We start from the raw sequence: 16292 nt of genomic DNA, 5'->3' as shown, positions 1-16292 counted from the left end.
CCAGCTTGTTGATCAAGAGCTTTCGGTCAACAAATGCCGCCCCGATGACCGAAACCTCTTGATCACCGGCGCGGGCGGCGCGGGCAGCGCGGGCAGCGCGGGCGCGAGCAGCGCGGGCGCGGGCGGGCCGCCGGGTTAGGAGAGCTTGGAGTTGGTCACTGTGGGGTTGCGGGCGCCCAGGAAGAAGATGCCGGGGAAGCCGCGGGTCTCGAACGTGGCGCTGGGGTTGCGGCGCAGGGTCGAGTTTTCGATCTTCATGGTGCCGGTGCGGTTGTTGCTCACGAAGAAGACCGCGCCGCCGCCCTCGTTGGCCTTGTTGTTCTCGATGATCGTGCCGGCGATCCCTACGGTGAACTCGTTGCCGTCGCAGTAGATCGCGCCGCCGCTGCCGCCGCCGGGCGTACCGGACTTGGCCGGGTTGGCGCCGCTGCCGATCGCCTCGTTGTTCCTGAGCAGGCTGTTCAGCACCACCCACGACACGCCGATGCTGCTCAGCGCCCCTCCGTTGGAACAGGAACCGCCGTCGAAGGTGCTGCCCACCACGTACACCGGCTTGTTCTCGTACTGGCTCAGCACCCGGACGGCCGCGCCACCCAGGTCCGGGCCGGTGCGGTCGCAGCGGTTGCGGACGAAGCGCGAGTTGACGACCTTCAGCCGCCCGCCGCGTACGAAGATCGCCCCACCGCCGCCGCCCTCGGCCTTCTCGCCGGTGGAGTTACCGTCGGCGAAGGTGAGGTTCTGCACGGTGAGCTGCGGGTGATCCTGGTTCTGGCAGTGCGAGGTGGTGAAGCCCTGGGCCTCGTCGCAGGTGTTCATGTAGAGGATGCGGCGCTGCCCCTGGCCGCTCAGTGTGACAGTGCCGCCGCCGTCCAGCACGATCTTCGGCCCGTTGGCGTTGCGGACCTTCGCGGTGGCGGCCATCTTGATCGTCACCGGGGCCGGTCCACAGTTGAACGTGATGACACCGCCGGCCGCGACGGCCTTCACGACCGCCGCGGAGGTGCAGCTCGCCGGGGTGCCGGTGCCGATGGTCCGGGTCGGCTTCGAGGTGTCCACCGCCCGCGCCTCGGCCGGCACGGTGGCCCTGCCGTTCGGGTTGCCGGCGGCGAGCACCTTGTTGGCGGGCTTCGGGCTGGCGCTGACCCCCGGGCCGCCGAAACCGTCGCGAGCCGCCGGCACTTCGCTCTGACCGCCGGTGGGCAGCGTCGTCGGCGAGGCGGTCGAGCCGGCCTCGAAGGCGGGGGCCGGGTCGTTGGGCGCGCAGGCGGGCAGGGTCGCGGTGGCGACACCGAGGACGAGGAGAGCGGCAAGCGACGTCATGCGCACCCCGTGATGCTAGTGGGAGAGCGCGAAGGCGGTCAGGAAGCCGGCGACCGTGATCAGGCCGACCAGTAGGTGCGCGTTCTCGAACGCCTCCGGGACCATGGTGTCGGTGATCATGGCGAGGATCGCCCCGGCGGCCAACGCGGTGATGGCGGCCAGCACCTCCGGCGGCGCACCACCCAGCAGCGTGTTGCCGACCAGCGCGGCGACGCCACTGACCAGCGCGATCCCGGCCCAGAGCAGGAACACGTACCGCCGGCTGCGGCCGGCCTGGCGCATGCCGGCGGCGCTGGACAGCCCCTCCGGAACGTTGCTGAGGAACACCGCCGCCACCGTGACCAGGCTGACCGTGCCGCCGCCGAGCAGGCTGGCACCGATCACCACCGATTCCGGTACGCCGTCGAGCAGCGCGCCGACGGCGAGCGCCGAGCCGGATCCAGGCTGCTCGCTCTCGGAGGGTTGCTGGTCGCCGGACCGCTTCCGGTGCCGGGCGCCGTGCCGGGCGAGAGCCAGGTTGGCCACTGTGTAGACCACCGCACCGACGGCAGCGCCGAGAGCGGTGGGCAGCAGCCCGCCCTGCGCGTGCGCCTCGGCGATCAACTCGAACGACACGGCGGAGAGCAGCACCCCCGCACCGAAGGCCATGATCGACGCGATGACGCGCTGCGGCACCCGGGCGAACCAGCCGACCGCCGCCCCGACCAGCAGAGCCGACCCGGCCAGCAACCCCCATCCACCCGCCTGTAACCACTCCGGCATTCGCGGGACCGTACCCACTGTCGCCGACGCGACAAACCCGATTGTGAGGAGGGCTCAGAAGTCGGCGAAGAGGTACGGCACCCGGCGGGGAAAGAGGCCGCGCAGCTCCGTGGCGGCGTCCACCGGCACCTCACCCAGACCGCGTAGCGGCAGCTCGGCTGGGTCCAGCACCCCGTACGCGAGGGCGGAGAGCCCGGCGGCGGTGAGCGTGGCCGTCGGCGCGCGGCCGGTGGTGTCGTCGACCAGTTCCAGCGCGCCGGTCGTGCCGTCGAGCAGGTGGCTGCCGGCCAACCAGCGGTCCCCGGTCAGCTCGATCCGCACCCGGCCCGGGCCGGCGGGCAGCCCGCTCAACGCGTCCAGTGACAGCAGCCGCGCCATCGGCGCGGACGAACCCGGCACGGCCGTACGGGCCTCGACGTGCACGTCCAGGTCGGTCAGCCACAGCTCGGGCAACTCGTCCGGTGGAACCTGGACGGTGATCCGCTCGATCTGGTCGACGTGCCGGGCGAAGAACTGCAACAGCAGCGCCCGCGCGAGCGGGTCGGTGACCAGCAGCTCGTTGCCGTGCAGCGTGCCGCCGTGTTCGTCGATCCGGTACGTCACCGCGCCGGTGACCTCCCCGCCGACCCGGGCGGTGAGCAGCCAGTACTCGTCACGGTCACGCATTCCGACCGCCCGGTAGTCCGGGAAGATCGCGAAACCGTGTCGTTCCTGGAGGTTGCGCTCGGTGAACGCCCGCCACGTCGGATAGCCAGCGGCGACGCGTTCCCAGCCGACCTCGCCGGGCGGGTCCACCTTGAGCAGCGAGCCCAGGTTGGCCGGAGTGAAGGTGACCCGCCGGGGCTTGGGCAGCCCGACGTAGCCGAACCGGGCGTAGAAGCTGGGCCGGAACGGATAGAGCGCGCTGAGCGGGTGGCCCTCGTCGCGCATCTCGTCGAGGAGTTGGTGCAGCAACGTCCGGACGTGCCCCTGCCGGCGGGCCAGCGGATGGGTCGCCACCCCGGCGACACCGGCCATCGGCAGCACCACCCCGCGTAGGTTCTGTCGCATCGGGATGGCCGAGACGGCGGCCAACGTGGTGCCGCTCTCCTCGGCGATCAGCGTCCGGTTGCCCTGGTTGTAGGGCAGGTAGTCGCGGAACTCCGCGGTCCGGGCGGCGCTGAGCGGCGAGGACTCGAAGGCGTACGCGGCCAGTGGGAAGCTGGTGGTGAGACGGTCGTCGTCGGTCACCCGGCGGATGGTCATTCGCCCATCTCAACCCGGCGCGCGGGTCGCAGCAACCGGATTGGCCCGATCCGCGGCCGGCACGGCGGTCAGCCGACCGGCAGGTGCCGCAGGTGGCGACGGCGGCGCAGGCGGACGCTGGCCACCGCGGCCACGCCCAGGACCAGCAGGGCGGTGACGACGAGCCCGTGCAGCAGGCCACGGGAGAGGTAGCCCTGGTCGGTGTTGTCGACAGTCCAGGTGGCGATCTCCCGACTCGACCAGAATGGCGTCAACCTCGCCCCGGACCCGGCCGGGTCGATCAGCATCTGCACCGTCACCACGGTGAGCAGCAGCAGCGTGCCCTCCAACTCGCGGGGCAGCAGCGCACCGATCAGCATTCCGAACGGCGCCGCCACCGCGACGGAACAGAGCAGCGCCGCCGCGAGGCCGCCGTACCGCAGGTCCGCGCCGTCGATCATCGGGAGCAGGAAGAAGGGTACGGAGATGGCCACCCCCACCGTCCACAGGCCGAGCATCCGACCGAGGTAGAGATGGTGTGGGCGGTAGCCGGCCAGCCGCAGCCTCGGCTCCAACTCGCGGGCAGCGGTCGTGGCGAACAGCGCGGCGGTGCTCACCGCCCAGCCCACGCCGAGCAGCAGCGAGCGGACCGACTGCCCGAGGTAGGCGTCCCGCCGGATCAGGTAGAAGGTCAACGGCATCAACAACAACAGCAGGAGTACGCCTCGACGCCGCAGCAGCTCCCGCACTGTCATCTCGGCGACGGTGACGAGCCGGTTCACGGGCGGCCTCCCTGGATGCCGGGCGCATGCCACCCGGTCTCGTGTGCCGGTGTCAGGTCGAGCACGATGTCCACCCGGTCGAGTTGGTTGAGCAGGTGGGTCACCACGACGATGGCCGTGCCGGCGTCGCGCAACCTGCTGAGCTGGTCCCAGAAGTTGACGTAGGTGCCCTGGTCGAAGCCCTGGTACGGCTCGTCGAGCAGCAGCACGTCGGGGGCGCTGAGCGTGGACATGGTCAGGTTGAGCTTCTGTCGGGTGCCGCCGGAGAGGTGGCGGGCCTGCACGTCGCCGCCCGCCTCCCAACCGAGCTGCCGGGCCGCCGCCCGACCGGCGCGGCGGGCCGGGCCCCGGGCCACACCCTGACCGGCGCCGACCAGCACGAAGTGCTCGTCGGCGAGCAGGAAGTCGGCGGTGCCGCCGGACTGCGGGCAGTAGCCGAGCCGCCCGGAGACGGTCACCTCACCGGCATCCGGTGACATGAGTCCGGCGCAGATCCGGAGGAAGGTGCTCTTGCCGCAGCCGTTCGCGCCGACGACGGCGGCGATCTGTCCGGCTCGGACGGTCAGCGTGGCGTCGCGCAGCACGGTTCGTCGCCCGTACCTCTTGGTGATGCCCGCCGCGTGCAGCCGGACCGGCCCGGGGCGCGGTCCGGGTGCGGTGCCGATGCTCTCCACGACCGCGCCCGCGTACTGCTGGGGTGGGCCGAAGACGACCCAGGGGTCGCCGCCGCCCTCGCGTAGGTGTGTGGCGGCCTCGGCGACCACGTGCCGTGCGGCGTCCGCCGCGACCCGGCGCTGGTGCAGCTCGGCTGTGAGCGTACGTAGCCAATCGTCGGCGTTCACCGGGTGACCCCCTTCGTGACGATGTCGTTCACCGGCTGGACGAAGGTGAGCCAGGCGCTGCCGCCGGCGCGGAGCGCCGCGTGCCCGTCGTCGGTGAGCCGGTAGTACTTGCGGGCCGGTCCGGCGCTGCCCTCCCGCCACTGCGCGGTCACCAGGCCGGTCTTCTGTAGGCGCAGCAGCACGGGATAGAGAGTGCCGCCCTGGATCGGCCCGACGCCCGCCGCGTCGAGGGCCTGGGCGAGCTGGTAGCCGTAGGACTCGCCTTTGGACAGCAGGGCCAGGACGCAGATGTCGAGCACCCCCCGCAGCCACTGCCCGCGCCGGTCGGAATCCACGCGTCGGACAGTAGCGGCGCAAGCTAGATGGCACAACCACCTACTGTGGCAGCGGAACCCGAACCAGTCGGTTCGGGTGAGCCGCCGAGTGAGCCGTAACGGGTCAGCGGGCGACGACGTCGGAGACCACGACGGTGACGTTGTCCGGCGCGCCGGCGTGGTGGGCCAGCTTCACCAACTGCTCGCCGCACTGCTGGCGGTCGGCGTACATGCCCAGGGCCGCGGCGATGGCCTCGTCCTCGACGTAGTCGGAGAGCCCGTCGCTGCACAGCAGCAGCCGGTCACCGGGGACCACTGTGAGCACCCCGACCGCGGGTGGGGTGTCGGCGCCCTGCACGGCCCGGGTCACCAGGGACCGCTGCGGGTGGTGGCGGGCCTGCTCGGGAGAGAGGGTGCCCTGGTCGACGAGCGCCTGCACGAACGTGTCGTCCCGGGTGAGCTGGGTCAGCTCCCCCTCGCGCAGCAGGTAACAGCGGGAGTCGCCCACCTGGGCCAGCACCAGCGTCTCCCCGGCCAGCAGCGCCGCGGTGAGCGTCGTACCCATGCCGTCCCGGCTCGGGTCGACGGTGATGGCGGCGTGGATGCGCTGGTTGGCGGTGCTGACCACGGCACGCAGCGCGTCGGCGGCGCCGTCGGGGTCGGTGGGCGGAGCCAGCTCGTCCAGGATCCGGATCACGATCTCGCTCGCCACCTCGCCCGCAGGCAGCCCACCCATGCCGTCGGCGACGGCGATCAGGCGGTCACCGGCGAGGGCGGAGTCCTCGTTGTTGGTGCGTACCAAGCCGATGTCGTTGAGGATGACCGAGCGGAGGATCAGCGTCATGGGGTCAAGCTTGCCAAGAACAACCGGCATTCGTCTCTACGCCTCCTGCCTAGGTCGAGAAATGATTGCGATTTTCGTCGACGGGGCCGACGGTCCGTGACCGTTCGGCGGGATCTCAGCGGCGCGGATAGCGCAGGAGCAGGCTCGCGGCGACCTCCTCGTCACCCACCGCCGCGTAGCTGTGTGGCACGTCCGACACCCAGCGGAGGTGACCGCCGGCCGGGGCGGTCAGCGGTGCGTCGGCCGGCCCGGCGCGCAGCACCCCGGCGAAGACGGTGACGTGCTCGGTCACCCCCGCCGGGTGGGCGGGGGAGAGCTGCCCGGGGCCGGGCGCGACCCGCATCCGGTACAGCTCGTAGGTCGCGTCGGTGTCGGTGAAGACCTCCAGCAGGGTGGCGGTGACCGCGGTGCCGTGCACTGTGGGCCCGGCGGACGGCTCCGCCAGCACTGCCGTCAGCGGTACGCCGAGCTGCGCGGTGACCGCCCAGAGCGTCTCCAGGGTCGGGTTGCGGGTGCCGTGCTCCAGGCCGGAGAGGGTGGCCTTTCCGACACCGGCGAGCCGGGCGAGTGTGGACAGCGAGATTCCCTGCTCCTCGCGCAGGGCGCGGACCCGGCGCCCGACGGCGGCGGGATCCACGTCGAGGCCCGGGCGGGCTGGTGGTGGGTGCGGCACCCGGCTATCGTGCTACACGCTTCCGTTCCGTAAACGGAACAGTCGGGAGGGTGGGGTGGCCGGACGCGTGCAACCGGTGCTGGCGGGGGTGGTGACCGCGCTGGTGGGCTTCGCCAGCTCGTTCACCGTCGTGCTGGCCGGGCTCCGAGCGGCGGGCGCGTCGGACGCGCAGGCCGCCTCCGGCCTGCTCGCTCTCTGCGTGGCGAGTGGGTTCGTCGCCGTCTGGCTGGGCTGGCGGTACCGGATACCGATGAGCGCGGCCTGGTCCACCCCGGGCGCGGCGCTGCTGGTGGCGACCGGGTCGCCGCCGGGCGGATGGCCGGTGGCGGTGGGTGCCTTCCTCGTCTCCGGTGTGCTGATCGTCGCGGCCGGGTTGTTCCCGCCGCTCGGCCGTGCGGTGGCCGCCATCCCCAAGCCGGTGGCCGGCGCGATGCTCGCCGGGGTGCTGCTGCCGCTGTGCACCGCCCCGGTCCGCGCGCTGGTCGAGCTGCCGGTGGTGGCCGGATCGGTGGTGGTCGGTTGGCTGCTGCTGCACCGGTTCGCCCGGCGCTGGGCGGTGCCCGGTGCGCTGGTCGTGGCGGTGGCGGCGATCGCACTGACCGCACCGCCGACCGGCCTGACCGGTGCCGCGCTGATCCCGTCGGTCACGCTGACCGCGCCGGCCTGGAACGCGTCCGCACTGGTCGGGTTGGCCCTGCCGCTGTTCCTGGTCACCATGGCCGCGCAGAACGTACCCGGCATGGCGGTGCTGGTCGGCTACGGCTACCGGCCGCCGTTCGGCGCCGCGCTGCGGACCACCGGCCTGGCCAGTATGCTCGCCGCCCCGGCCGGCGGGCACGCGGTGAACCTCGCGGCGATCACCGCCGCGCTGGCCGCCGGCCCCGACGCGCACCCTGACCCGGAGCGCCGATGGATCGCCTCGGTCACCGCGGGCGCTGGGCTGGCCGTGCTCGGCCTGGGCGCCGGCGTGGCCACCACGCTGGTGGCGGTCGCCCCACCGATCCTCATCGAGGCGGTCGCCGGGCTGGCGCTCCTGGGCGCCCTCGCCACCGCGCTCGCCTCGGCGGTGACCGACCCGGCGACCCGGGAGGCCGCCGTGGTCACCTTCGTGGTCACCGCGTCCGGGGTGACGCTGATCGGCGTGGGCGGCGCGTTCTGGGGCCTGGTCGCGGGCTGCCTGATGCTGCTGCTCTTCCGGCGCCGCCAACCCGCCGCGCCCGACCAACCCGCCCTCACGGCACCCGACCAGCCCGCCGCGCCGGATCAGCCGGCCCCCGCTGGGCAGGGAAGATCGACTCGGGTTTCATGAAGTCGGGTCGTCCCGAGGCTCCGGATGCCCCGATTTTCGTGAACCCGAGTCGATCAGGGCGTCGGGGTCACTCCTCGGGCGGCAGGTCGGCCACCCCGACGGCCAGGAGGACCCGGCCGTCGGCCACCGACCCGATCCGGTCGGCGGGTACGTAGACCGCGCCGGTACGGGTCAGGTCGGTCGAGACCTTCAGATAGCCGCTGTGCAGCAGCCGCGCCGCCAGATCGGCCGGTACGTCCGGCTCCTCGACCGCGGTCGCCTCGATCAGCTCGTCCAGGCTGCTGCCCGGGTCGGCGGTCGGTGTCTGGACGGTCACCGCGTTCGGGTCACCCCGCTGGACGAGGTCCACGGTGCCGACCTCGGTGCCAGCTGAGTCGATCACCGGCATCCCGGTGGTGATCCGCGAGATGGTCGCCTGCTGCTCGTCCTGCTGGTCCATCCCGCTGCGGTTCCCAGGGCGGCGCGCCGCTAAACGCCGCCACCCATCCACCCGGCGCTCGGCAACTGCGGCAGCGACCTGGAGGCGGCGGGCCTGGAGGTGACAGGTCCGGAGGCGGCAGGTCCGCAGGCGATGGTCCGGAGAGCGTTATGACTCTGGGGCATATTTATTCCTCAGAGTCATAACCGTCGAAAGCAGTACCGCCTCCACGGCCCGCGCAAGGTGGCGCGCGACCAACCCGGTGCCAGCGGCACGCAGCGCGCACGGCACCCTCGCGCCCGTGCACGGCGTGCGCCCGCTCAACTGTTCGGGAGGGTCCAGCCGCCAGGCGGGCGGGGGGACAGTTCCCGCCAGGTGTCCGGGCCGTCGAGCAGAGCCCGGACGGTGTCCTCGGCCTCGTCCGCACTGCCGTACTCGTAGAAACGGGAGATGCCCTCGGCGCCGCCGGCCCGCTGCTCGACGTGCCACCGGTCGGCGTCCACCCGCAGGAAGACGTCCCGCCGGGCCAGCCGCCCCCACTTCCCGTTCCACCAGTGCTTTCGCTGCTCCATGGCGGGACTCTATCGAACACACGTACGAGAAGGTGCGGCCCCTGCGGGAATCCCACAGGGGCCGATGTGCATCCGTTCGGGTCAGCGCTGCGTCGGCGGCTCCGGGCGGCGGCCCAGTACGTCGTCCAGCGCCCCACGCTGCTGGCCGGGGGTGGTGTGGCCGGCGGAAACCAGGGCGTCCCGGATCTCGGTGAGCAGCTTGACCTCCTCGCTCGGCGCCGAGGGCGGCGGCTCCTCGCCCCGCTTGCGCCGCTCGGCCAGCCGGTTCATCGGGTAGACGACCAGGAAGTAGAGCGCCAGCGCGGTCAGCAGGAAGGTGATCACCGCGTTGACGAACGCCACCCAGTCGAACGGGATTTCCCGGAACGTGGGGACCGAACCGGTGAGGCCGTTCTTGTTCCCGGTGATCAACACAATGATCACCCGGACCAGCGGTTCGAGGAACGACTTGGTGAGCTGGGTGACGACGCCCGTGAACGCGGCGCCGATGACGACACCGACCGCCAGGTCGACGACGTTGCCGCGCATGATGAAGTCTTTGAAGCCCTTGAGCATTCGTACTCCCGAGGTGTCCGCTTTTCTGTCGGGCACAACCTATGCCCGTTCGGCGGGTTCCAGAAAAGCGCCGGCTTCGAGCGCCGCCTGGCCGGGATCGCCGGCCCGGATCGCCTCGACCAGCCGGGTGTGGTCGACGTAGCGCTCGGGGGTGAGCTCCCCGCCCATGGCCTGGGTGACAGTGCTGCGCAGGGCTGTGCCCACCGAGGCGTACAGCTCGGCGAGCATGGCGTTGTGCGCGGCGGCGACCACCGCCGTGTGCAGTGCCGCGTCGGCCTCGACGAACGCGTCGACCCGGCCGCCGTGCCAGGCGGCCTCGCGCTGGGCGAGCGCGCCGTCGAGCGCCGCCAGGTCCTCCGGGGTGCGCCGCAGCGCGGCGAGCCGGGCGGCCTCCACCTCGAAGGCGCGGCGTACCTCGATGACCTCGTTCATTCGGTCGTCGCCGAGTCGGCGGGCGACCACCGGTGCCAGTTCGTCGGTGGACACCACGTAGGTGCCGGAGCCCTGCCGGCACTCCAGCACCCCGGCGTGCACCAGGGCGCGGACCGCCTCGCGGACCGTGTTGCGCCCGACGCCCAGCGCGGCGACCAGTTGTGGCTCGGTGGGGATGCGTCCGCCGACGGGCCATTCGCCGCCGAGGATCCGGGCGCGGAGTTGCTCGGTGGTCTGCCGGACCCGGTGGCCGCGGGGAGGCACGGCGGGCTGGCCGCGGGGCGGTGCCGGCGGCGCGGAGGGGAATTCAACCGACGGTGGCACTGGTTACATCACCGGTCCCAAATTCATCCCATGATTGTAGGTTAAGGGTCATGACCCCGCCACCAACCGCCGCTCCGGCGCTGCCCGTCCCCGTCGTCGTCGACCCTCGCCCGACGCGGGACCCCGGCACCGGCCGGCGGACGCACCCGGCGACCGGTGGCGCGCTGGTGCTGGTCGGGATGCTGCTGGTCGCCCTCAATCTGCGCGCCGTGGTGACGAGCCTCGGCGCACTGCTCGACGAGGTCCGCGACGGGCTGGGCCTCTCCGGTGTCACCGCCGGCCTCGTCACCACCCTGCCGACCATCGCGTTCGCCGGCCTCGGCGCGCTCACCCCGTGGCTGGTCCGCCGGGTGGCACCGGCCCGGGTGCTGGTGGTCGCCATGTTCGCCCTCGCCGTGGGCCAGGTGCTCCGGGTCGTCACCGACTCGGCCTTGATCTTCGTGCTCACCAGCGCGCTGGCGCTGTCCGGCATCGCGGTCGCCAACATCCTGCTGCCGATGCTCGTCAAGCAGCACTTCCCGCACCGCACCGGCCTGGTCACCGGGGCGTACACGATGGCGTTGACAGTGGGCACGACGGTGGCCGCCGCCTCCGCGGTGCCGATCGCGCACGCCTTCGGGTCGTGGCGGGCCGGGCTCGGCGTCTGGGCCGCGATGGCCGCGGTGGCCGTACTCCCGTGGGTGCCGCTGGCGCTGCGGACCCGCGCCGCGGCGCGGCGGGCGACCCCGACGGCGGTGGTCGCCACGCCGACGCGGGTCCGGCCGGCGCGGACCCGGCTCGGCTGGGCGATGGCCGTCTACTTCGGGGCGCAGTCGCTCAGCGGGTACGCGATCATGGGCTGGCTGGCCCAACTGTTCCGCGACGCCGGTTACCAGCCGGAGTCGGCCGGGCTGCTGCTCGCCGGGGTGACCGCGCTCGGCGTGCCGATCGCGCTGCTGATGCCCACCCTGGCCGGCCGGCTGGGCACCCTGCGGCCGCTGGTGCTCGGGCTCACCACCGCGTCGGCGCTGGCCTACCTGGGGTTGGCGCTCGCACCGCACGGTGCCGCGCTGCTCTGGGTCGCCCTGCTGGCGATCGGTCAGGGTGCGTTCCCGATGATCCTGACCGCCATCGGCCTACGCGCCCGCACCGCCGAGGGCACTGTCGCGCTCTCCGCGTTCGCGCAGAGCACCGGGTACGTGATCGCCGCCCTCGGCCCGCTGATGGTCGGCATCCTCTACGAGGCCACCGGCGGCTGGACCGCGCCGATCGGATTCCTGCTGGGTGCCCTCGCCGTGCAGACGACGGCGGGCATGGCGATCGCTCGTCCCCGTTACGTCGAGGACGAGTGACCCACGCGGACGGTCAGGAGGAAGCCGGCGTCGATTCGCCGGCGACTGCCTCATCCACCGTCGGGTAGGTGTGCAGCACCTCGACCAGCCCGCTCACCTCAAGGATGCGCAGCACGCCGCGCTGCGGGGCGGCCAGCCGGACCACGCCGCCAGCCTCGTCGCAGCTGTTCTTGGCGCGGACGAAGACCGACAGACCGGTCGAGTCGCAGAACGAGACGTCCGCCAGGTCGAACACCAGCCGGTTGCGGCCCTTGTCGAGCAGGTCGGTGATCTGGTCCTGCAGCTGCGGTGCAGTGGCCATGTCCAGCTCGCCCGCGACCGCTACGACGACCACGTCGCCGCGTTGTTCCGTGTGCACCGTCAACGACATTCGCCAGACCTCCTGTTATCGGGGGAACGGTATCCCACGACCACGGTCGGAGGTAGAACGGGAGCCGTGATCCGGTGGCCATCGTCATTCCGTTGCTACGGGGCAAGTAGTTGGACAGGCCCCGGTGATAGAGTCCGCCCGGTCCAGGTCAAGGGGGTTCGAAATGGCGTTGAGCACCGAAGAAAGTGGTCGGCTCGCCGAGCTGCTCAGCGGGCAGGACGAACGGGTCACGACTCGGTGGACCGAGATCGTCACCAGTTCGTTGCGAGGCCGGCTGAGCCAGGCAGAGCTGCGCCGACAGGTCCAGGACCTGCACCGCGCCATCGTCTCCACCGGCGAGCAGGGCATCATCGACCTGTCCGCCGACAGCGCCGCCGAACTGCGCGCCGCACTCTCCGAGCTGTCCCGTGGCCGGGCCCGGCAGGGCTTCTCCGCCACCGAGACCACGGTCAGCATCTTCGCGCTGAAGGACGTGCTGGCCGAGCTGGTGCAGGAGAGCGGCGGCCCGAACGCACTACAGGACTACGTCGCCTTCTCGAAGCTGGTCGACGAGATGGGCCTGTTCACCTTCGAGAGCTTCGTCCGCACCCGGGAGAGCCTGATCGCCGACCAGGCCGAGCAGCTGCTCGAGCTCTCCACGCCGGTGGTGAAGCTCTGGGAGGGCGTCGTCGCCGTGCCGCTGGTCGGCACCCTCGACTCGGCCCGGGCCCAGGTCGTCATGGAGCGGCTGCTGCAGACCCTGGTCGACACCAGCTCGCCGTACGCGATCATCGACATCACCGGCGTGCCGGCGGTGGACACCCAGGTCGCCCAGCACATCCTGAAGACCGTGGTGGCCGCCCGGCTGATGGGCGCCGACTGCATCATCTCCGGCATCCGCCCGCAGATCGCGCAGACCATCGTGGCGCTCGGCATCGAGTTCGGCGACATCGCCACCAAGGCGAGCCTCGCCGACGCGCTGCGCCACGTGCTGCGGCTCAACGGGGTGGAGACCGCCCGACGCCAGCCGCGCCGGGACGCCTGATGGAGAGGGTTCCGATCCTCAAGATCGGTGACATCCTGCTCGTCTCCATCCAGCTCGACATGTCCGACCAGACGGCGGTCCAGCTCCAGGAGGACCTGGCCGAGCGGATCGTCGCGACCGGCTGCCACGGCGTCATCATCGACATCACGGCACTGGACATCGTCGACTCCTTCGTCGGGCGGATGCTCTCCACCATCGCGTCGATCTCCAAGGTGCTGGACGCGGAAACGGTGGTGGTCGGGATGCGTCCGGCCGTCGCCATCACCCTTGTCGAACTCGGGTTGTCGCTGAACGGCATCCGTACCGCGCTGAACGTGGAGCGCGGAATGGAGCTGATCGCGGCGGCCCACGCCGACGAGCTCGACTACCAGCTCGACGACGATCCGGACGCCGAGACGGCCACGCCGTGACCGCGGACGTCGACCTGGGCCAGCCACAGGCACAATCGGTCCGGAGCGATGAGGACGTGGTGCGCGTCCGGCAACTGGTCCGCGCCGTGGCGGTGGCCGTCAAGCTGTCCCTCGTCGACCAGACCAAGGTGGTCACCGCGGCGAGCGAGTTGGCCCGCAACACCCTGGTGTACGGCGGCGGCGGTTCGGTCGAGGTGACGATCGTGGACAACGGCCGACGCAAGGGCGTGCAGATCGTCTTTGCCGACTCCGGGCCGGGCATCGCCGACCTCGACCTGGCCATGACCGACGGCTACACCAGCGGCGGCGGCCTCGGCCTCGGGCTCAGCGGGTCGCGCCGGCTGGTCGACGAGTTCGAGATCGAGACGTCAACGGAAACCGGCACGCGGATCACGGTCACCAAGTGGTCCAGGTGAACGCCGACGCGGTCACCGACAGTGGCATCTGGTTCCGGGTGGAGGCCAGCAGCGCGGCGAGCGCCGTCCGGCGTGCCGCCGAGCGCCTCGGAGCGCAGGTGGAGATGGGTCAGGCGCGCATCGCCGACCTGGCCATCGTGGCGGCCGAGCTGACCAGCAACCTGGTCAAGCATGCCGACGAGGGCGTCCTGCTGCTCCGGCCGGTACGCCGCGCCGGGCAGGCCGGTGTGGAGCTGGTGGCGATCGACTCCGGGCCCGGCATGGCCGACCTGACCGTCTCGTCCCGGGACGGGCACTCCACCACCGGCACGCTCGGCATCGGTCTGGGTGCCATCGTCCGGCAGGCCAGCTGGTTCGACGGCTACTCGCTGCCCGGCCGGGGCACCGTCCTCGCCGTGCAGGTCTGGCCGGCCGAGGCGGCACGGCCGTCCTGGGCCGGCGCCCTCACCCGTCCGCTGACCGGCGAGACGGTCAGCGGCGACGGTTACGCCGTGCGGGTCGTCGACGGGCGGCACCAGGTGCTGGTGAGTGACGGGTTGGGGCACGGCCCGTTGGCCGGGGCCGCCACCGACGCCGCGCTGGCCGCGTTCCGCGACGCGCCGGCCGGCCCACCGGCGATGGTGGTCGGTCACCTGCACCGCAGCATGTCGCACACCCGGGGCGCTGCGCTCGCCGTCGGCGAGCTGATGCCGGAGGCCGGCGTGCTGCACTACGCCGGCCTGGGCAACATCGCCGGAGTGGTCGTCGAGGGTGACGGCCGCCGTCGAGGGCTGGTGTCGCTGCCCGGCATCGCCGGCCACCAACGGCCGACGATCCGGGAGTACGACTACCCGTTCGGTCCCGGTGCCCGGCTGGTGATGCACAGCGACGGGGTGGTCGACCGGTGGCGGATGGCCGACTACCCGGGGCTGGCGGAGCGATCCCCGCTGGTCATGGCGGCGACCCTGCTCCGTGACGCCGGTGTGCGACGTGACGACGCCTGCGTACTGGTCGCGAGGTCGTGGGCATGATCGGGGAGCCGGCCGCGCTGCCGCTGCTCCAGATGGCACTGCGGGTCGAGCAGGACATCTTCGTCATCCGTCAGCGGGGGCGCGAGGTGGCCGCTGTGGTCGGCCTCGAACACCAGGACCAGGTCCGGATCGCCACCGCGCTCAGCGAAGTCGCCCGGGACCTGCTGCGGACGACCGGGGGAGCGGACGTCTCCTTCCACGTCGACGGGGGCGCCGACGGCCGGTTCCACCTGCGCGCCGACCTGGCCCCGGTGTCCCCGCTGCCCGACGGTCGTTACCAACCGCAGTCCGGCGCGGTGTCCCGACTGGTCGACACACTGAGCGTGTCGACCGTCGAGGGGGTTACGGTCGTACGGATGTCCCGACGAGTCCCGGCCAACGCGCCGACGCCGACCCCGGAGCGGCTCGCCGAGTTCCGTACCGAACTCGGCCGTACCGCGCCGGCCAGTGCGCTGGACGAGTTGACCGCGCAGAACGGGCAGCTGATCGCCGCACTCGACGAGGTGCGTAGTCAGCGCGACGAGCTGGCCGTGCTGAACGAGGAGCTGGCCGAGACCAACCGCGGCGTGCTGGCGCTCTACAACCAGCTCACCGAGGAGTTGGAGGAGACCAACCGGGGCGTCGTCGCCCTCTACGCCGAGCTGGACGAGAAGTCGGCCCAGCTCCGCGCGGCGAGTGAGTCGAAGAGCCGGTTCCTGGCCAACGTGAGCCACGAGCTGCGCGCGCCGGTCACCGCGATCATCGGTCTGGGGCGGCTGCTCACCGACTCCGCCTCCGACCCACTCACCGACGAGCAGGGCCGCCAGGTCGATCTGATCCGCTCCTCGGCGGCGGACCTGCTCAACCTGGTAAACGAACTCCTCGACCTGGCCAAGGCGGAGTCCGGCCGGATCGAGCCGGAACTGGCCGAGGTCGACCTGCGGCCGGTCTTCGGTCAACTGCGCGGCACCCTGCGCGCGCTGGCCACCCGCCCGGGGGTGGAGCTGGTCGTGGAGGAGCCCAGCGGGCCGGCAGTGCTGCGCACCGACGAGGTGCTGCTCGGCCAGGTGCTGCGCAACCTGCTGCACAACGGGTTGAAGTTCACCGAGCGCGGCGAGGTACGGCTGCGGGCCAGCCAGGACGGCGACCGTTGGCAGTTCGAGGTCAGCGACACCGGGCCGGGCATCGCTCCCGAGCTGCACGACCGGATCTTCGAGGAGTTCTACCAGATCCCCGGAGCCACCCGGGTCGGCGGCACCGGCCTCGGTCTGCCGTACGCCCGGCGGTTGGTGACGCTGCTCGGCGGGACACTGGAGCTGACCAGCGCGCCGGGCGAGGGCAGCACATTCACCGTCTCCCTGCCCACCGGCGGGGCGTGACG

Annotated in this window: 20 protein-coding genes; 7 read left to right on the top strand and 13 right to left on the bottom strand. The window is 72.0% G+C overall.

Features of this window, described 5'->3' with window-relative positions; genetic code table 11:
- Window positions 1-135 precede the first annotated feature (135 nt).
- From ABTW72_RS05125 to ABTW72_RS05090, 8 genes are all read right to left on the bottom strand, one after another.
- Window positions 136-1320, bottom strand: coding sequence for a hypothetical protein (locus tag ABTW72_RS05125; RefSeq protein ID WP_350855409.1), 1185 nt, complete (start codon window positions 1318-1320; stop codon window positions 136-138).
- 15 nt (window positions 1321-1335) lie between these two features.
- Window positions 1336-2082 carry a ZIP family metal transporter gene (locus tag ABTW72_RS05120; RefSeq protein WP_350854495.1) on the bottom strand — a complete coding sequence of 249 codons (747 nt, stop codon included), beginning with the start codon at window positions 2080-2082 and terminating at the stop codon, window positions 1336-1338.
- Between the two features lie 54 nt (window positions 2083-2136).
- The gene (locus ABTW72_RS05115) at window positions 2137-3327 is read right to left on the bottom strand and encodes a GNAT family N-acetyltransferase (protein WP_350854492.1); all 1191 of its coding nucleotides are present in this window, start codon (window positions 3325-3327) and stop codon (window positions 2137-2139) included.
- A 68-nt stretch (window positions 3328-3395) separates the two neighbouring features.
- Window positions 3396-4088: a hypothetical protein gene (locus ABTW72_RS05110; RefSeq protein ID WP_350854489.1), complete on the bottom strand. Its 693-nt coding sequence runs from the start codon at window positions 4086-4088 to the stop codon at window positions 3396-3398.
- A complete protein-coding gene (locus ABTW72_RS05105; protein ID WP_112698798.1) occupies window positions 4085-4930 on the bottom strand; it encodes an ABC transporter ATP-binding protein in 846 nt (281 codons plus the stop codon). The genes ABTW72_RS05110 and ABTW72_RS05105 overlap by 4 nt, the downstream gene beginning before the upstream one ends.
- Window positions 4927-5265 (bottom strand): PadR family transcriptional regulator, encoded by a 339-nt coding sequence (locus tag ABTW72_RS05100; protein WP_112677569.1) that lies wholly within the window; start codon window positions 5263-5265, stop codon window positions 4927-4929. The genes ABTW72_RS05105 and ABTW72_RS05100 overlap by 4 nt, the downstream gene beginning before the upstream one ends.
- A gap of 103 nt (window positions 5266-5368) precedes the next feature.
- A complete protein-coding gene (locus ABTW72_RS05095; RefSeq protein WP_112586332.1) occupies window positions 5369-6088 on the bottom strand; it encodes a PP2C family protein-serine/threonine phosphatase in 720 nt (239 codons plus the stop codon).
- Between the two features lie 115 nt (window positions 6089-6203).
- Window positions 6204-6761: a helix-turn-helix domain-containing protein gene (locus ABTW72_RS05090; protein WP_350854484.1), complete on the bottom strand. Its 558-nt coding sequence runs from the start codon at window positions 6759-6761 to the stop codon at window positions 6204-6206.
- 55 nt (window positions 6762-6816) lie between these two features.
- On the opposite strand from ABTW72_RS05090, the gene ABTW72_RS05085 reads away from it, so the two are divergent.
- Window positions 6817-8070 (top strand): benzoate/H(+) symporter BenE family transporter, encoded by a 1254-nt coding sequence (locus tag ABTW72_RS05085; RefSeq protein WP_350854481.1) that lies wholly within the window; start codon window positions 6817-6819, stop codon window positions 8068-8070.
- A gap of 67 nt (window positions 8071-8137) precedes the next feature.
- On the opposite strand, the gene ABTW72_RS05080 is transcribed toward ABTW72_RS05085, so the two are convergent.
- The 4 genes from ABTW72_RS05080 to ABTW72_RS05065 all read right to left on the bottom strand — a co-directional run bounded on the left by ABTW72_RS05080 (window position 8138) and on the right by ABTW72_RS05065 (window position 10371).
- Window positions 8138-8509 carry a hypothetical protein gene (locus ABTW72_RS05080; protein WP_091395802.1) on the bottom strand — a complete coding sequence of 124 codons (372 nt, stop codon included), beginning with the start codon at window positions 8507-8509 and terminating at the stop codon, window positions 8138-8140.
- A 299-nt stretch (window positions 8510-8808) separates the two neighbouring features.
- The gene (locus ABTW72_RS05075; protein ID WP_030486188.1) at window positions 8809-9060 is read right to left on the bottom strand and encodes a hypothetical protein; all 252 of its coding nucleotides are present in this window, start codon (window positions 9058-9060) and stop codon (window positions 8809-8811) included.
- Window positions 9061-9141: 81 nt separating this feature from the next.
- Window positions 9142-9615 carry a large conductance mechanosensitive channel protein MscL gene (mscL, locus tag ABTW72_RS05070; RefSeq protein ID WP_124823134.1) on the bottom strand — a complete coding sequence of 158 codons (474 nt, stop codon included), beginning with the start codon at window positions 9613-9615 and terminating at the stop codon, window positions 9142-9144.
- A gap of 39 nt (window positions 9616-9654) precedes the next feature.
- A complete protein-coding gene (locus tag ABTW72_RS05065) occupies window positions 9655-10371 on the bottom strand; it encodes a FadR/GntR family transcriptional regulator (protein ID WP_502892158.1) in 717 nt (238 codons plus the stop codon).
- 179 nt (window positions 10372-10550) lie between these two features.
- On the opposite strand from ABTW72_RS05065, the gene ABTW72_RS05060 reads away from it, so the two are divergent.
- Window positions 10551-11702, top strand: a complete 1152-nt coding sequence (locus tag ABTW72_RS05060) for an MFS transporter (protein ID WP_350855406.1) — start codon at window positions 10551-10553, stop codon at window positions 11700-11702.
- Between the two features lie 13 nt (window positions 11703-11715).
- Here the strand turns inward: ABTW72_RS05060 and ABTW72_RS05055 are convergent, their stop codons facing one another.
- The gene (locus ABTW72_RS05055) at window positions 11716-12072 is read right to left on the bottom strand and encodes an STAS domain-containing protein (protein WP_091395791.1); all 357 of its coding nucleotides are present in this window, start codon (window positions 12070-12072) and stop codon (window positions 11716-11718) included.
- A gap of 163 nt (window positions 12073-12235) precedes the next feature.
- Here ABTW72_RS05055 and ABTW72_RS05050 point away from each other — a divergent pair, with 163 nt between their 5' ends.
- From ABTW72_RS05050 to ABTW72_RS05030, 5 genes are read left to right on the top strand one after another with little or no spacing between them, the layout of a single operon-like run.
- Complete coding sequence (locus ABTW72_RS05050) at window positions 12236-13096, top strand: STAS domain-containing protein (protein WP_350854473.1); 861 nt, start codon at window positions 12236-12238, stop codon at window positions 13094-13096.
- A complete protein-coding gene (locus ABTW72_RS05045) occupies window positions 13096-13506 on the top strand; it encodes an STAS domain-containing protein (protein ID WP_112586344.1) in 411 nt (136 codons plus the stop codon). The genes ABTW72_RS05050 and ABTW72_RS05045 overlap by 1 nt, the downstream gene beginning before the upstream one ends.
- Window positions 13503-13922: an anti-sigma regulatory factor gene (locus ABTW72_RS05040; protein WP_350854469.1), complete on the top strand. Its 420-nt coding sequence runs from the start codon at window positions 13503-13505 to the stop codon at window positions 13920-13922. Before ABTW72_RS05045 ends, ABTW72_RS05040 begins: the two co-directional genes overlap by 4 nt.
- On the top strand, window positions 13919-14932 hold the full coding sequence (locus tag ABTW72_RS05035; protein WP_350855403.1) for a SpoIIE family protein phosphatase: 1014 nt from the start codon (window positions 13919-13921) through the stop codon (window positions 14930-14932). The genes ABTW72_RS05040 and ABTW72_RS05035 overlap by 4 nt, the downstream gene beginning before the upstream one ends.
- Complete coding sequence (locus ABTW72_RS05030; RefSeq protein WP_350854467.1) at window positions 14929-16290, top strand: sensor histidine kinase; 1362 nt, start codon at window positions 14929-14931, stop codon at window positions 16288-16290. The genes ABTW72_RS05035 and ABTW72_RS05030 overlap by 4 nt, the downstream gene beginning before the upstream one ends.
- Window positions 16291-16292: the final 2 nt, after the last annotated feature.

This window comes from Micromonospora sp. NPDC127501 (genome assembly GCF_040302185.1).
GTDB lineage: Bacteria > Actinomycetota > Actinomycetes > Mycobacteriales > Micromonosporaceae > Micromonospora.
Note: the sequence above shows the minus strand (reverse complement) of the source record. Positions and strands in the feature narration are given on the sequence as shown.

What these genes read in the sequence shown, in the direction of transcription:
- ABTW72_RS05125 (WP_350855409.1), bottom strand. Translation starts at nt 1,320, where the DNA reads ATGACGTCGCTTGCCGCTCTCCTCGTCCTCGGTGTCGCCACCGCGACC.
- ABTW72_RS05120 (WP_350854495.1), bottom strand. Translation starts at nt 2,082, where the DNA reads ATGCCGGAGTGGTTACAGGCGGGTGGATGGGGGTTGCTGGCCGGGTCG.
- ABTW72_RS05115 (WP_350854492.1), bottom strand. Translation starts at nt 3,327, where the DNA reads ATGACCATCCGCCGGGTGACCGACGACGACCGTCTCACCACCAGCTTC.
- ABTW72_RS05095 (WP_112586332.1), bottom strand. Translation starts at nt 6,088, where the DNA reads ATGACGCTGATCCTCCGCTCGGTCATCCTCAACGACATCGGCTTGGTA.
- ABTW72_RS05080 (WP_091395802.1), bottom strand. Translation starts at nt 8,509, where the DNA reads ATGGACCAGCAGGACGAGCAGCAGGCGACCATCTCGCGGATCACCACC.
- ABTW72_RS05075 (WP_030486188.1), bottom strand. Translation starts at nt 9,060, where the DNA reads ATGGAGCAGCGAAAGCACTGGTGGAACGGGAAGTGGGGGCGGCTGGCC.
- mscL (WP_124823134.1), bottom strand. Translation starts at nt 9,615, where the DNA reads ATGCTCAAGGGCTTCAAAGACTTCATCATGCGCGGCAACGTCGTCGAC.
- ABTW72_RS05060 (WP_350855406.1), top strand. Translation starts at nt 10,551, where the DNA reads ATGCTGCTGGTCGCCCTCAATCTGCGCGCCGTGGTGACGAGCCTCGGC.
- ABTW72_RS05055 (WP_091395791.1), bottom strand. Translation starts at nt 12,072, where the DNA reads ATGTCGTTGACGGTGCACACGGAACAACGCGGCGACGTGGTCGTCGTA.
- ABTW72_RS05050 (WP_350854473.1), top strand. Translation starts at nt 12,236, where the DNA reads ATGGCGTTGAGCACCGAAGAAAGTGGTCGGCTCGCCGAGCTGCTCAGC.
- ABTW72_RS05045 (WP_112586344.1), top strand. Translation starts at nt 13,096, where the DNA reads ATGGAGAGGGTTCCGATCCTCAAGATCGGTGACATCCTGCTCGTCTCC.
- ABTW72_RS05030 (WP_350854467.1), top strand. Translation starts at nt 14,929, where the DNA reads ATGATCGGGGAGCCGGCCGCGCTGCCGCTGCTCCAGATGGCACTGCGG.